Annotated in this window: 16 protein-coding genes; 1 reads left to right on the plus strand and 15 read right to left on the minus strand. The window is 42.5% G+C overall.

Annotation, left to right across the window (positions count from 1 at the left end; genetic code table 11):
- Positions 1–194: 194 nt before the first annotated feature.
- The 13 genes from BFP75_RS13265 to recR all read right to left on the minus strand — a co-directional run bounded on the left by BFP75_RS13265 (position 195) and on the right by recR (position 10287).
- On the minus strand, positions 195–707 hold the full coding sequence (locus tag BFP75_RS13265) for a hypothetical protein (protein WP_123803461.1): 513 nt from the start codon (positions 705–707) through the stop codon (positions 195–197).
- A gap of 118 nt (positions 708–825) precedes the next feature.
- A complete protein-coding gene (locus BFP75_RS13270; protein WP_099545865.1) occupies positions 826–2499 on the minus strand; it encodes an amidase family protein in 1674 nt (557 codons plus the stop codon).
- A 15-nt stretch (positions 2500–2514) separates the two neighbouring features.
- Complete coding sequence (locus BFP75_RS13275; protein ID WP_099545866.1) at positions 2515–3393, minus strand: DUF2911 domain-containing protein; 879 nt, start codon at positions 3391–3393, stop codon at positions 2515–2517.
- Positions 3390–4352, minus strand: coding sequence for a signal recognition particle-docking protein FtsY (gene ftsY / locus BFP75_RS13280; RefSeq protein ID WP_099545867.1), 963 nt, complete (start codon positions 4350–4352; stop codon positions 3390–3392). Before ftsY ends, BFP75_RS13275 begins: the two co-directional genes overlap by 4 nt.
- Before the next feature lie 84 nt (positions 4353–4436).
- Complete coding sequence (locus tag BFP75_RS13285; protein WP_099545868.1) at positions 4437–4589, minus strand: DUF4295 domain-containing protein; 153 nt, start codon at positions 4587–4589, stop codon at positions 4437–4439.
- 7 nt (positions 4590–4596) lie between these two features.
- On the minus strand, positions 4597–4779 hold the full coding sequence (gene rpmG, locus BFP75_RS13290; RefSeq protein WP_099545869.1) for a 50S ribosomal protein L33: 183 nt from the start codon (positions 4777–4779) through the stop codon (positions 4597–4599).
- 19 nt (positions 4780–4798) lie between these two features.
- The gene (gene rpmB, locus BFP75_RS13295) at positions 4799–5035 is read right to left on the minus strand and encodes a 50S ribosomal protein L28 (protein WP_099545870.1); all 237 of its coding nucleotides are present in this window, start codon (positions 5033–5035) and stop codon (positions 4799–4801) included.
- A gap of 70 nt (positions 5036–5105) precedes the next feature.
- Positions 5106–6356 carry a competence/damage-inducible protein A gene (locus BFP75_RS13300; protein ID WP_099545871.1) on the minus strand — a complete coding sequence of 417 codons (1251 nt, stop codon included), beginning with the start codon at positions 6354–6356 and terminating at the stop codon, positions 5106–5108.
- Positions 6356–6694, minus strand: coding sequence for an Hpt domain-containing protein (locus tag BFP75_RS13305; RefSeq protein WP_099545872.1), 339 nt, complete (start codon positions 6692–6694; stop codon positions 6356–6358). The genes BFP75_RS13300 and BFP75_RS13305 overlap by 1 nt, the downstream gene beginning before the upstream one ends.
- Positions 6694–7305, minus strand: coding sequence for a fumarylacetoacetate hydrolase family protein (locus BFP75_RS13310; protein WP_099545873.1), 612 nt, complete (start codon positions 7303–7305; stop codon positions 6694–6696). Before BFP75_RS13310 ends, BFP75_RS13305 begins: the two co-directional genes overlap by 1 nt.
- 10 nt (positions 7306–7315) lie before the next feature.
- Complete coding sequence (locus BFP75_RS13315; RefSeq protein WP_099545874.1) at positions 7316–8092, minus strand: 3'-5' exonuclease; 777 nt, start codon at positions 8090–8092, stop codon at positions 7316–7318.
- 124 nt (positions 8093–8216) lie between these two features.
- Positions 8217–9575 carry a dihydrolipoamide acetyltransferase family protein gene (locus BFP75_RS13320; protein WP_099545875.1) on the minus strand — a complete coding sequence of 453 codons (1359 nt, stop codon included), beginning with the start codon at positions 9573–9575 and terminating at the stop codon, positions 8217–8219.
- 91 nt (positions 9576–9666) lie between these two features.
- Entirely contained in the window at positions 9667–10287 is a 621-nt protein-coding gene (gene recR / locus BFP75_RS13325; protein ID WP_099545876.1) for a recombination mediator RecR, read from the minus strand.
- A gap of 68 nt (positions 10288–10355) precedes the next feature.
- Here recR and BFP75_RS13330 point away from each other — a divergent pair, with 68 nt between their 5' ends.
- A complete protein-coding gene (locus BFP75_RS13330) occupies positions 10356–11837 on the plus strand; it encodes a sodium:solute symporter (RefSeq protein ID WP_099545877.1) in 1482 nt (493 codons plus the stop codon).
- Between the two features lie 8 nt (positions 11838–11845).
- Here the strand turns inward: BFP75_RS13330 and BFP75_RS13335 are convergent, their stop codons facing one another.
- Positions 11846–12205 carry a CoA-binding protein gene (locus tag BFP75_RS13335; protein ID WP_099545906.1) on the minus strand — a complete coding sequence of 120 codons (360 nt, stop codon included), beginning with the start codon at positions 12203–12205 and terminating at the stop codon, positions 11846–11848.
- Positions 12206–12681: 476 nt separating this feature from the next.
- The gene (locus tag BFP75_RS13340) at positions 12682–13689 is read right to left on the minus strand and encodes a 3-oxoacyl-ACP synthase III family protein (protein WP_099545878.1); all 1008 of its coding nucleotides are present in this window, start codon (positions 13687–13689) and stop codon (positions 12682–12684) included.
- Positions 13690–13818 lie beyond the last annotated feature (129 nt).

A 13818-nucleotide genomic window follows, 5' to 3' on the forward strand; every position in this document is an offset into this window, starting at 1 on the left:
GGGTAATGACACCAGCTTTGGCAAGATGGGCCAAAAGTGCCCTTGAACCGTTGTTCGGTGCTTTTGTAAGGCATCCAAGATTAGCGCTGCCAATCTAAGGCGGACCAAAAAAAGCCCCGTAAAGAGGCTTGTACGGATCCATTTTTTCACGGATTAATATCTTGTGCAACGGTTACCGGTGTTAGCAAACGTTTTTAGTTTTTTTGGATCTCAGGAAAGGTCTCCATTATTAATATTTCTTCGCAACCTTTCATAAGCTCCTTAATTTCTTTCTCATCGTATAGAATCTGATGTTCTTTTGGAACTAATTCGTTAATGATATCAATTGCTGGGCTAAGTTCATCATGAAAGTAATTTTCGACTATAACCTTTTTTAAAGTGTCTTTCTTCTTGTAAGTGAAGAACTTTATGTCTCCATCCAGCACACATTGATTTGAATAGATTGCTTTTAAATTGTCGAAATCAACTTGTGAAAGCTGTCTTAGGTTTCTAACTGGGATATCAATTGATGTAAATAAAATTCTATCCGATTCATTTTCTAATTCACCTTTGAAAACAATCTTGAGTCCTTCATTTGATATTGAATATACTTTTGAGTAGGCCGAAGCATAGTTAAAATCTTGAATTGACAATTCAAATGGCTCTATCGGCGCTGAAGTGCAGCTCCATAATAATAGGCAAACGCTTAATAATACAGAAAGTCTCATTTAATATGTTTCATAAGTTGTTTATATAGATATATTTCTAATTTAGAAATAAATCCGGTGAAATAGATCATCGCTTAAGTAAAGGCCAAAACAGCAAATTCCCTTTTTGGATTTGGGTCTATTGATAACCATTGGGCATTTTCCTTTTGGGAAATGCTGTTTCAAAAGCCTTTCCCATGCGCAATAAATGGGCCTCTGAAAATGGTTTGCCAATAAAGGTGAGGCTGATCGGCTCCCCGCTTGTTTTATACCCCATAGGAACGGTCAAGGCCGGATATTTGGCTACGGCGGCATAACCGGCATGATAATTATTGATGGACAACACCGCATCCAAATCATGTGCATCCAGGGCCGTATCAAAAAAGGCACGTCCGCTGAGCTCCAAATTGGCTTTAATTTTTTCCAGGCCTTCGGCGGTAGTACTATCGGCCAAAATACCCTCAAAAAGTGCTTGACCGTACGGAATACGGACGAGCGAATCGGCATTATTGAAATCGACCGCATCGGCAATGGAAGAAATCGTTACCGATTCCGGATTTGAATACCCCTTTAAGTATGCGGGCAAGTCATTGCGCATATCTATGTTCAGAATACTTAAAAATCCATCCATTTTAACCTCTGGAGGCGTAAATTCTATGATTTCCACTCCAGCCTGCTTTAATTCCCCAACCGTTTCCCTATATAGGCTATCGCGCTCCATAAGCGTCGTCATAGCGCCCAATCTCATTGTTTTCAACGGTTCTGGGTTTAAACCTGCCGATAAGATACCGGGATATTCCTCCTTTACGGATTTGGAATCGGCTGCATCATGGCCCATCATGGCCGACAGCAAAATGGCATTATCCACCACATTTTTGGTCATAGGTCCCGGTGTATCCAAGGTACTTGAAATTGGTACAATTCCTGACCGACTCAAAAGCCCTATGGTAGGTTTTAATCCCACCACGGAATTCTGACTACTGGGCGATAAAATAGAACCCGAGGTTTCCGTACCCACTGCCGCTACGGCATAATTAGCGGCTACCGCGGTACCACTTCCTGAACTAGATCCCCCGGTCTCGAAAATCCTTCTTCCATACGGGTTCAAGGTTTGCCCGCCCACGGCGCTATACCCCACCGGGCAACCACTACAAAGGAAATAGGTCCATTCACTAAGGTTCACCTTTCCTAAAATCAAGGCGCCATTTTCCTTTAGCCGCTCCACGATAAAAGAATCATCCACTTCATTGTTCATCAGCGCGATACTACCGGCCGTGGTTTTCATACCAGCTGTATTGATATTGTCCTTTAAAAGTATCGGCATACCAAAAATGGGGTGACGGACATCCGGCAATCTACCTTCCCGCTTCTGTTCGTCCAGTTTTCTCGCAGCTGCCACCACCTCTTCATTTAAGGCGATTACCGTATTTAACGTGGTTTCATTGTTCAGTTCATATTTGTAGATCCTATATAGGTAAAACAAGACCAGTTGCTCGTAAGTCAGCTTGTCTTGCTCAATACTGGTACGTATTGAAAAGATATCCCGCTCCAAAATCAAAGGTTTTAACGATTCATATTCGTCTTCCTTCATTTTTACCACCTCATCATACAACGGGAGAAAAACGGCATTTTTATCCAACACCTTGGATTGGATGAGTTTGTAGCGCATCCTGCTAATTTCATGATCGGCATTGGCGGCTACTTCGGTAGAATCGTTATAAGGCTCCCATAATACGATTGGTTCTTGTTTTGGCGTATCCGTTCTGCAGGAATAGAACAGCCCCAATAAAAATAGTCCGACTAACTTTTTCATATTTCTCCTTATATTTTATTTCTCAAGTTTGGTTTTCCAAAGCGCTATGCTTTTTTGGTTGAGCCTTACAAACTCATCCTTGTTCTCGGCATCGGCCAGCCTCAGGGATTTTCCCGCCGAAACGATAGCAGCTTCATAGTGGCCTAAATCGGCTTCAACAAGCGCCTTTACCCTATAAAAATAATAGGTGTCGCCCCCTTTTTCCAAGGCCTTTTCCAAATAGGATAGTGCTTCCTCAAGGCGTATTCCTTGTTCCTGATAATAACGGGCAACCTCATAAAAGGTTTGGGCAGATGGATTATCCTCTAATTTCCGTTGGATTTCCATGTCCATCATGGATGTAGTATCCAAGGACAGGGAAACTTGAACTTTTGTGCTTGCCCAGTGGATTATCATTTGGGCCGCATCATGCTGCAGTTCATCAAAATATATCAATAGATTTTCCTGAAAAGCCAAAGTTTTAAAGGGAATAACAGAAACCCTCAGCGCATCTTCCTCCGGGTTATACTTATCCCTTCCGTCCCCCCAATGTGAGGTATTTTTATGAAAAACGACTTCCCATAGGTTTTCATAGGGGAAAATATAGAGTGCATAGGTTCCTTTGGGCAAGTTTTTGCCTTCTATTTTGACATCGGAATCAAAAGTTATTTTTGTGGATTCATTGGCACCTACGCGCCAAATTCGCCCATAGGGTACCAACGCTGGCTTTCCATCTGCTTGAAGACCGAAAACTTTTCTATTTCTAACGGCCGGTCTGGAGTATTCCAAAGAAATCTTGGAGAGACCAACGACTTGTTCCGTTTTGGTGAACGGACTTGCTTTAGGGTGTGTAATCTGTGACCAAGTAATCGTGGTCCATAATAATGGAAGAATAAATAACCCTACTACTTTCAATTATTGATATTAAAAAAAGAATCTACAAATTCGTATTTATTGAAAACCTGAAGATCTTCAATTCCTTCCCCTACCCCAATATATTTTACCGGAATTTGAAATTGGTCCGAAATTCCAATAACCACTCCGCCCTTCGCCGTACCGTCCAATTTGGTAACGGCCAAAGAAGTTACTTCGGTGGCCTTAGTAAACTGTTTTGCCTGTTCAAAAGCGTTCTGCCCTGTGGAACCGTCCAAGACCAATAGGACTTCATGTGGGGTATCTTCCACCACTTTTTGCATGACCCTTTTTACCTTGCTCAACTCGTTCATGAGGTTCACCTTATTATGGAGTCTCCCAGCCGTATCGATGATGACCACATCGGCATCTTGTTTTACCGCGGAGCTCAGCGTATCAAAGGCAACCGAAGCAGGGTCGCTCCCCATTTGCTGTTTTATAATAGGTACGCCAACGCGATCTGCCCACACCTGCAATTGGTCTATGGCCGCGGCTCGAAAGGTATCTGCAGCGCCAAGGACCACACTTAAGCCTTGTTTTTTATACTGATGTGCCAATTTTCCAATGGTGGTGGTCTTACCAACGCCGTTGACACCTACAACCATAATGACATAGGGTTTCTTACCCGATGGTACATGCACTTCAGATTCCTCCCCAGAATGGGTCTCAGACAACAATCCGGCTATTTCTTCCCTTAAGATGGTGTTCAGCTCGTCTGTACCCATGTATTTGTCCTTGGCTACCCGCGCCTCAATACGTTCTATGATCTTTAAGGTGGTATTCACACCTACATCCGAAGTTACCAAAACCTCCTCCAAGTTATCCAGTACATCATCGTCCACCTTGGATTTTCCGGCAACGGCCTTTCCCAACTTGGAAAAAAAACTGGCTTTTGACTTTTCAAGTCCCTTGTCCAAGGTCTCCTTTTTTTCCGAAGAAAATATCTTTTTAAATAAGCTCATCTTGTTATCAATAGTTCATCAAATATAAAAATTAAAAAGCCCCTTTCGTACGGAAAGGGGCTTTTAAAACTTTTCAAAACTTGGTTATTTTTTGTCCAACCACTCATTAACTATTTCTGGAGCCATGACCGATTCCACAAAAACATACGCGCCGGATTTTGGTGACTTGACCATTTTAATGGCCTTCGTCAATCTTTTCGAACTTGTTTGTAAACTTGCTACCGTCTTCTTTGCCATGACTTACTTATTTAATTTCTTTATGAACTGTCATTCTCTTCAAGATAGGATTGAATTTTTTAATCTTTAATCTCTCAGGAGTATTTTTCTTATTCTTTGTAGTAACATATCTGGAAGTTCCAGGTTTTCCGGACTCCTTGTGCTCAGTGCACTCTAATATTACTTGTATTCTATTGCCTTTCTTTGCCATTGTACTCTATAATTATAGGTTACTTTACCAACCCATTAGCTTTTGCATCCTTCAACACGGCAGAGATACCTTTCTTATTGATAATTTTCACCGCTCGTGCAGAAACCTTCAAGGTAATCCATCGGTCTTCCTCTGGAATGTAAAATCTCTTTTTGGAAAGATTTACATCAAACCTTCTTTTAGTTTTGTTGATAGAGAAGGAAACATTATTACCGACCATCGCCTTCTTTCCAGTAATTTCACAAACTTTTGACATCGTGCCGAATTTTTTCTTTTAAACAGGGTGCAAATTTATATCATTTTTATCTTACGGCCAACAATCCTCCTCACATTTTTAAAATTTCTTTTTTGAGCAATTCAAATGCCTTATTTACAGACTTTTGCACGATCCTCTCGCGCTGACTTCCCATGGTGAATTTAAGGGCAAAAACATTAGAGGGCGACGCAATCCCAATGTATACCGTTCCCACGTCAGCGTTGGAATCACCTTTGGTAGGCCCTGCATTGCCGGTGGTAGCGATAGCAAAATCCGTATCCAATAATTTCTTTACACCACTGGCCATGCCCATGGCCACTTGCTCGCTCACCACGGAGTAGGTATCCACCAATTCTTGGGATACCCCCAATACCTGCACTTTAACCTCCGTGGCATAGCTTACCACACTGCCCTTAAAGTACACCGAAGCTCCCGGAACTGCCGTAATTTGAGTGGCAATGGCACCGCCTGTAAAACTTTCTGCAGTTGCTAGTGTCATTCCTTTTTTGGTCAATAACTTGGCAATGACCTCCTCAATATTTTCATCGCTTTCCGTTCCCAAAATGATATCACCAAGTAAAGGAAATAGCTTTTGGGATTCTTCGTCAATGGCCTTGGAAAGTTTTCCATAGTCCGTTCCTTTGGCGGTCAGTCTCAATCGTACCTTGCCCAAGCTTGGCAAATAGGCTAATTTGATGAAACTGGGTAGGTTATCCTCCCAATCCTCTATTTTTTGGGCTATGGCACTTTCGCCCATGCCATAGGTATGCACGGTCTTATGGATAATATGCGGTCGTTCATAAAACGTGACCAACTCCGGAATCACCACTTCCTTTATAAGATGTTTCATCTCGAATGGCACCCCCGGCAACGAAATAAACGTAGTGCCATCCTCATAGAACCACATGCCCGGAGCCGTACCATTTTCGTTGTGCAACACTTTGGCCTTGCTGGGAACCAAAGCCTGTTTTCTATTTAGGTCTGAAATAGGGGTATTGGAAATATATTTTGCAAAAAGATGCTCAACATGCCTAAGCACTTCCTTGTTTTCAACAAGTTGATCATTGAAAAATTCACAAAAGGTATGCTTTGTAATATCATCCTTAGTAGGGCCCAGACCACCGGTTACGATTACGATATCCGCATGGGCCTTGGATTCCTCCAATGCCGTAAGAATATGCTCGCGATCGTCCTGTACCGAGGTTATCTGATATACGGAGATGCCGATTTTATTGAGTTCCTGGGCAATAAAAGCGGAATTGGTATCAATAATTTGGCCTATGAGAATCTCATCGCCAATGGTAATTATATCGGCGAACATTATAGCTGAAAGTCTTTTTTAAGCTCGCCAATTACCTGATGGATATCGGTTTTAAGAATGGGAAAGGTTTTCTCGATCTGTTCCCAACCGGCACTTTGCTTTCCAAGTGTCTCCACTTCCAAGGCAGCCGCCCTGGTCTGTTCCATTCCCAATAAATCCACGTTGGGCTTTATTTTATGGGCCAGCTGGTAGGTCTTTTCATAGTCACGTTCCTGTATGGCCGCTTCCAGTCCTTCCAGATCTTCTGGAACCTCATCCAAAAAAACGGAAATGACGGATAGTATGAAATCCTGATCCCCCTCCGCCATCTCATTGATTTTGTCCAAACTATATATCATTACCTTATTTTGACGTTAAAAAGTTCCTTGTCCTCCAAGTACCCCGTAAGGTAGTCATTTGCACTAACTTTCCCAACTCCTGCGGGTGTTCCCGTAAAAATAACATCCCCTTTTTTTAGCATAAAGAACGTGGACACATAGGATATTATTTCATCTATTTTCCACAACATTAAAGAGGTGTTTCCCTTTTGTGCGGCCTCACCATTCTTCAACAAACTAAAATTTAGGCTGTTAAGATCCTTAAAATTGGATTTTGGCAACCATTGGCCAATCACCGCGGCGCCATCAAAACCCTTTGCCTTTTCCCACGGCAGTCCCTTTTCCTTCAATTTGGACTGAAGGTCCCTTGCCGTAAAATCGATTCCCAAGCCTATCTCGTCATAATAGGTTCCTGCAAATTCCTCCTTAATGTGCTTTCCAACCCGCTTGATTTTTATCAGTACCTCGACCTCATAATGCACATCATTGGAAAATTCAGGGATGTAAAAATCTTGTTCCTTGGGCAGGACGGCGGAATCCGGCTTAATAAAAATAACGGGTTCCGATGGTTTTTCGTTCTTAAGTTCCTCGATGTGCTCGGTGTAATTTCTACCGATACAGATTATCTTCATACTTGTAGTGCTAACTAAGCTTATTGTTGAGTTTACTCAGCTTTATTTGGGTAAGAATTTTTTTGGTGTACAGCGGGAAATCGGCATTTAAAATCCATCCAAAATACCCCGGCTCTTTTTCAAGGACATCGTGTACCTTCTTGCCTTTGTGTTTCCCGAAGGAAAAAATTTCATCGCCCTGCTCATCCAACGCAATAAAGCCGGCAAAGTCTACGAACTCCTTCCTTTTTGAGAATTCGGCCAATTTTTTTATGTTGTTTTCAAGGTCTGGATAACGCTCTAACTGCGAGAGCAACACCTCATAGGTGGCCGTAGTATCGGCCTCGGCACTGTGGGCGTCCGTTAGCTCTTTATCGCAATAAAACTTATACGCGGCCTCCAGGGTCCTTTTCTCCTTTTTATGAAAAATGGTCTGCACATCCACGGAAACCGTATTCTTCATATCAAAGTCTATTCCTGCCCGTAAAAGTTCCTCCGCCAACAAAGGAATGTCGAATCTGTCAGAATTAAAACCCGCCAAATCACTGTCTTTGATTATCTTATATATTTCCTTGGACAGTTCCTTAAAAGTAGGTTCGTTGGCCACTTTTTCATTTGATATGCCATGAATGGCCACCACTTCCTGGGGAATTTCCATCTCAGGATTCACCAACCACGTCCTACTTTCCTTATTGCCATTTGGATACACTTTTAAGATTGATATTTCAACGATGCGGTCTTTTGCCACGTTCGTGCCCGTGGTTTCCAAATCAAAAAAACAAATGGGTCTGGTAAGGATAAGCTCCATGAATTCCGTTTTAAGGCAAATATAGGTTTTAAGAATGAAGGCGTGGAATTTATGCCTTCACTCTTTTTCTGTTTCATCCAAAAAATGGCATATGCCTGTGGAGATTACCTGCTTTATGTAAAGATTAAATTTCCCTGTCCACATCCCATGCCTCCAAATAATCTGCCACGGCCTTGGCGAACATGCTGCCCAAGGCACCGTTGACCACCCTATGATCATAACTGTGGGATAGGAACATCTTACTTCGTACACCAATGAAATCCCCTTCCTCCGTTTCTATCACGGACGGAATCTTTCTAATTGCTCCCAATGCCATGATACCTACTTGCGGCTGATTGATGATGGGGGTACCAAAAACACTGCCAAAAGTACCTACGTTGGTCACCGTATAGGTCCCGTCCTTAACCTCGTCCGGTTTTAAGGCATTTTTCCTGGATCGCTCCGCCAAATCGTTAACTACCCTGGCCATGCCCACCAAATTCAACTGGTCCGCGTTCTTGATCACAGGTACGATCAGGTTGCCATCCGGCAGGGCGGCCGCCATTCCTATGTTGATGTTTTTCTTCTTTATTACAGTATCCCCTTCTACAGAAATATTCATCATGGGATATTTCTTTAAGGACTTCGCTACAGCTTCCATGAAAATTGGGGTAAAGGTCAATTTTTCACCTTCCTGCTTTTCAAAGGCATCCTTTACCTTGTTCCTCCAGTTGACGATATTGGTCACATCCACCTCAATAAAACTTTGAACATGTGCCGAAGTCGCAACACTTTCCGTCATGTGTTTGGCAATCAATTTGCCCATTCTGGACATGGGTATAATCTCGTCCCCGGCCCCTACTTTTATCTGGGGCTCTTCCTTTTCGGAACTTTTTGTGGGCATTGATACCTCTTCTATTTTGCTTTGTACGGGCTGGGAAGCATCTGGGGTTTTCTTGGGCTCTGTTTTTACTTGGGCACCATTGCTTCTTCCCACAATATAATCGAGAATGTCGTTTTTGGTGACCCTACCTTCCTTTCCGGTACCGGAAATGGATTCCAGCTCGGAAAAAGAAACTCCTTCCTCCTTTGCTATATTTTTTACTAGGGGCGAATAGAACCTTTCAGACGCCGCATAGTTCGGAACAGTTCCGCCAACCGTTTCCTGGGCCTTTATCACAGCCTCCTCCGCTACGGAGGCCATTTCCTCTTCCGCGGTTTCCTCAGTATCCCTTGTTATCCCAACGTCATTACCAGAACCACCCTCTATTTCTATGACGGCCACAACCTGTCCCACTTTAACGATATCATCGACATCAAATCTTTTTTCGATCAAAACCCCATCCACCTCACTAGGAACCTCACTATCCACTTTGTCCGTAGCAATTTCAAAGATGGCCTCATCCATTTCCACTTTGTCCCCTACCTCCTTTAACCAGGATGTTAATGTAGCCTCCGCCACGCTTTCACCCATTCTTGGTAATTTTAATTCGAATTTTGACATATCAATAATCTAACGTCCTTTTTGTGTATTTTTTTGCAAAAATAATAAAATTCAATGCCTTTATATGTTTTTGTAACAACTTTGATCGGAATCAATTGTTATTGAAACTTCCTTCAAAAGGTATCCTGTTCAAAATACTACGACCCAATGTGACTTCATCTGCGTATTCCAATTCGTCCCCAACGGCAATGCCCCTGGCTATGGTAGAGGTCTTTACCCCAGTTCCCTCCAATTGTTTAAAGATATAGAAATTGGTGGTGTCCCCTTCCATCGTGGAACTTAATGCAAGAATCAGTTCCTTTACCTCCCCTTCCTTCACTTTATGCACTAATGAGGAGATAGTCAGGTCCTGCGGCCCCATGCCTTCTATAGGCGATATCTTCCCTCCCAAAACGTGGTACAGACCTCTATATTGACCGGTATTTTCTATGGCCATAACGTCCCTGATATCCTCAACCACACAGACCAAGGAAGCATCCCGTTTTGGGTTGGAACAGATTTCACATAGTTCCGTATCCGAAATATTATGGCACTTCGTACAAAACTGAACAGAGTTCCTCAATTTCATCAGGGCATTGGACAGATCCTCGGTCTGGCGCTCCGGTTGCTTTAAGATATGAAGGACCAAACGCAGTGCGGTCCGCTTACCAATACCTGGTAATTGAGACATTTCATTTACGGCGTTTTCCAACAATTTGGAAGAAAAATCCATGGCTTTGCGTTTCCGGTAAAATTACGCACTATTTTAACTTTTTGTACTTTGACCACAAATAATTTACCATGACCGCATCACACATTCTCCTCCTTATTGGGGGTTATTTTGCAGTGCTACTCTTAATCTCCTACTTCACCGGAAAAAACGATTCCAATGAGGATTTCTTTAAGGCAGGGAAGCAATCCCCATGGTATTTGGTAGCTTTTGGGATGGTAGGCGCTTCGTTATCCGGGGTAACCTTTATATCGGTTCCAGGATGGGTGGAGGCATCCAAATTCAGTTACCTACAGGTCGTTTTTGGTTATTTGGTGGGATACTTTGTAACGGCCTATGTCCTGCTTCCCATTTACTATCGCCAAAATGTGACCTCTATATACGAATATTTGGACGAACGCTTTGGTTTTGTCAGTTATAAGGTGGGAGCGATATCGTTCTTCGTATCCCGAGTGTTGGGTGCCGCGTTCCGACTTTTTCTAGTGGCCATCGTCTTACAGCAATTCGTATTCGACGCATGGAACGTTCCTTTTGAAATCACGGTGACGCTTTCAATTCTTTTGATTTGGATATATACCTTCAAAGGCGGTATCAAGACCATTGTATGGACAGACACCCTACAGACCTTGTTCATGTTGATTTCCGTTGGCCTTTCCATATATTTCATTTTGGACAAGTTGGATTGGTCCATGGGCGAATTTTTAACCTCAAAGGAATTTGCCTCCTATAGCGAAACCTTTGTAATGGAGGATTTCTTTGCCAAAAACCATTTTCTCAAATCTTTTATAGGAGGGATGTTCGTAACCATTTGTATGACCGGATTGGACCAGGACATGATGCAAAAAAACCTTACCTGCAGAAATATAAGGGATGCCCAAAAAAATATGGTATCGTTCAGTTTTGTGCTTGTTTTCGTAACCTTTCTGTTTATGCTCTTGGGAGCCCTTTTATTTATCTATGCGGACAAATATCAAATTGGGATGCCCTTAATGGACGGCCAGCCCAAGACGGACCTTCTTTTTCCGGAAATTGCCCTCAACAGCGGATTAGGTATTACGGTAGCCGCTACCTTTATGCTGGGCCTTATTGCAGCGGCCTACAGTAGTGCGGACAGTGCCCTAACGTCCTTAACGACCTCTTTTTGCGTCGACTTTTTGGGAACTGGTAAAAAAACGGATCAAGAGGCCAAAAAACTTAGGAGACGCACCCACATTGGCATGAGTGTTCTACTCATTTTAGTGGTCATAACCTTTAAATATGTATTGGACCGAAATGTTATCGATGGCCTACTGACCGTAGCCTCGTACACCTACGGGCCACTCTTGGGGTTGTTCGCCTTTGGAATTTTCACCAAACATAAAATAAAGGATGGTCTTTCATGGGTCGTTGCCCTAGTTTCGGTATTGATTATTTTCGGATTGGCAAAAATTCCGACGGAGTTTATAGGAGGCTACGAATTTGGTTACGAACTTCTACCGCTTAACGGGTTGATTACCTTCATCGGCCTTTGGCTAATCAGAAAAAGTCCCGAAACCGAACCTACTTCCAATTAAGAAAAATGTTAAAATTGACCGGTCGCCAGCAAGACCAAGGTACAGGCCACCTGGGCCTCTATTCCCTTGGATTCAAGCAAGTTCTGAAATTCAGGATTTTCAGTACCCGGATTAAAAATAACCCGTTCTGGCCGTAACCCAATAATCGTATCGTAATAACCTTTTTGATTGTGTGGATTTAAATAGAGCGTTATAGTCTGAATATTTTGGAATTCTTCGATATTGGTTTTAACTTGCACTCCCCCGATAACTCCAGATTTTAAACCGAATGCTTCGGTTTTAATTCCGTTACCAACCAATCTATGAATGACTAAATTACTGTAACGGTTTGGTTTTAAGGATGCACCAAATACAAGTGTGGTATCCATTTTCATCAGGGTGTTAAATTTTATAAGTTCTGTAACTATTTTCAGGAATAATAGTCTTTATATTGTTATAAGAATTACAAGAAGGTCTATTTTTATTTTTAGTAAAATATATAAAAAGTTGATAGTGCTATATATTTATAGTTAATGGTTAGTGTTTAGTATAGCTTATCAGCAAGAAACCCGGGCTTTTGTCCGGGTTTCGCTTTTTAAGGCATCAAAGAAATGTTAAATGGCATTCTATCTGTAACATTAGCCCCATTTAAAAGTCTATCATACTAAGGAGAAAGTTCTCTATTTGGGAATTGGTTGGTTTTCCCTTTAGACTTTATCCTAAGGAAAACCCGTGATCTAGGTCACGGGTTTTTTATTTGATAATCGAGATTAATTAACCCTATTTGAAAAGCCCAAGGACATGGAGATAGGCTTTCATACTACTATTTTCCTAAGGATTATAGGCATGCCAAGGATTTACTTGACTACCAACGTATGATTACACTGCCCCAAGTAAATCCGCTTCCAAACGCCGCCAGTACGACCAAGTCCCCTTTATTCACCTTTCCAGCTTCCCAAGCTTCGGTCAATGCTATGGGAATGGAAGCGGCGGTGGTATTTCCGTAACTCATAATATTGTTGAATACCTGATCATTGGTAAGGCCGAATTTATTCTGAATAAACTGTGAAATCCTAAGATTGGCCTGATGTGGCACCAACAAATCAATATCCGTTGGCTGCAAACCGTTTTTCTTTAGACCTTCCATAATCACCTCGCTAAATCTGACTACGGCATTTTTGAACACAAATTGCCCGTTCATATAGGGGAAGTAGGACTCATCATTGGGGTCATTATCCGCTAAGATATCCGATACCCATCGTTTTCCCATGCCGGGTGCTATCAAGGAAAGTTCTTCGGCATGCTGCCCTTCGGAATGTAAATGGGTGGAAAGGATTCCCACATCCTCATTTTCTGCCCTACTCAAAACGGCGGCACCGGCACCATCCCCAAAAATTACGGAAACGCCCCTTCCCCTTGTTGTCATATCCAACCCATGGGAATGCAGCTCGGAACCAATGACCAGTATGTTCTTATACATACCTGTTTTAATATATTGATCCGCCACGGAAATAGCGTATACGAACCCGGAACATTGGTTCCTGACATCCAAGGCCCCCACGGTTTTTATTCCCAAATCCCGCTGTACCAGTACGCCGGGTCCCGGAAAATAGTAATCCGGGCTTAGGGTGGCGAAAACGATAAAATCGATATCATCCTTCTCAATGCCGGTGCGCTCAATAGCGATCTTGGCAGCTTTTACCCCCATGGTGGTGGTGGTGTCCTCGCCCTTGATGACATGCCTACGTTCCTTGATACCGGTTCTCTCCTGGATCCAAGCATCGTTGGTGTCCATTATTTTGGAAAGATCATCGTTGGTTACCACATTGTCTGGGACATAATAGCCCAAACCTGTAATTTTTGAATTGTACATAGTGTGAATTTTAGCCGTATTGATACCATTTCAAGTTTAGGAATGCACCAATTTACTTGTTCATTTTTCCTCTGCCTTCATTGTGAAAATTACAATGAACCCAAGTTATTTCCAATTTCCACGGCTTCG

The organism is Maribacter sp. 4G9 (genome assembly GCF_002742265.1).
Lineage (GTDB): Bacteria > Bacteroidota > Bacteroidia > Flavobacteriales > Flavobacteriaceae > Maribacter.

Bases quoted from the DNA above. Each gene is read 5' to 3' on its own strand.
- BFP75_RS13265 (WP_123803461.1), bottom strand. From the start codon at position 707: ATGAGACTTTCTGTATTATTAAGCGTTTGCCTATTATTATGGAGCTGC.
- BFP75_RS13270 (WP_099545865.1), bottom strand. From the start codon at position 2,499: ATGAAAAAGTTAGTCGGACTATTTTTATTGGGGCTGTTCTATTCCTGC.
- ftsY (WP_099545867.1), bottom strand. From the start codon at position 4,352: ATGAGCTTATTTAAAAAGATATTTTCTTCGGAAAAAAAGGAGACCTTG.
- BFP75_RS13285 (WP_099545868.1), bottom strand. From the start codon at position 4,589: ATGGCAAAGAAGACGGTAGCAAGTTTACAAACAAGTTCGAAAAGATTG.
- rpmG (WP_099545869.1), bottom strand. From the start codon at position 4,779: ATGGCAAAGAAAGGCAATAGAATACAAGTAATATTAGAGTGCACTGAG.
- rpmB (WP_099545870.1), bottom strand. From the start codon at position 5,035: ATGTCAAAAGTTTGTGAAATTACTGGAAAGAAGGCGATGGTCGGTAAT.
- BFP75_RS13300 (WP_099545871.1), bottom strand. From the start codon at position 6,356: ATGTTCGCCGATATAATTACCATTGGCGATGAGATTCTCATAGGCCAA.
- BFP75_RS13305 (WP_099545872.1), bottom strand. From the start codon at position 6,694: ATGATATATAGTTTGGACAAAATCAATGAGATGGCGGAGGGGGATCAG.
- BFP75_RS13310 (WP_099545873.1), bottom strand. From the start codon at position 7,305: ATGAAGATAATCTGTATCGGTAGAAATTACACCGAGCACATCGAGGAA.
- BFP75_RS13315 (WP_099545874.1), bottom strand. From the start codon at position 8,092: ATGGAGCTTATCCTTACCAGACCCATTTGTTTTTTTGATTTGGAAACC.
- BFP75_RS13320 (WP_099545875.1), bottom strand. From the start codon at position 9,575: ATGTCAAAATTCGAATTAAAATTACCAAGAATGGGTGAAAGCGTGGCG.
- recR (WP_099545876.1), bottom strand. From the start codon at position 10,287: ATGGATTTTTCTTCCAAATTGTTGGAAAACGCCGTAAATGAAATGTCT.
- BFP75_RS13330 (WP_099545877.1), top strand. From the start codon at position 10,356: ATGACCGCATCACACATTCTCCTCCTTATTGGGGGTTATTTTGCAGTG.
- BFP75_RS13335 (WP_099545906.1), bottom strand. From the start codon at position 12,205: ATGGATACCACACTTGTATTTGGTGCATCCTTAAAACCAAACCGTTAC.
- BFP75_RS13340 (WP_099545878.1), bottom strand. From the start codon at position 13,689: ATGTACAATTCAAAAATTACAGGTTTGGGCTATTATGTCCCAGACAAT.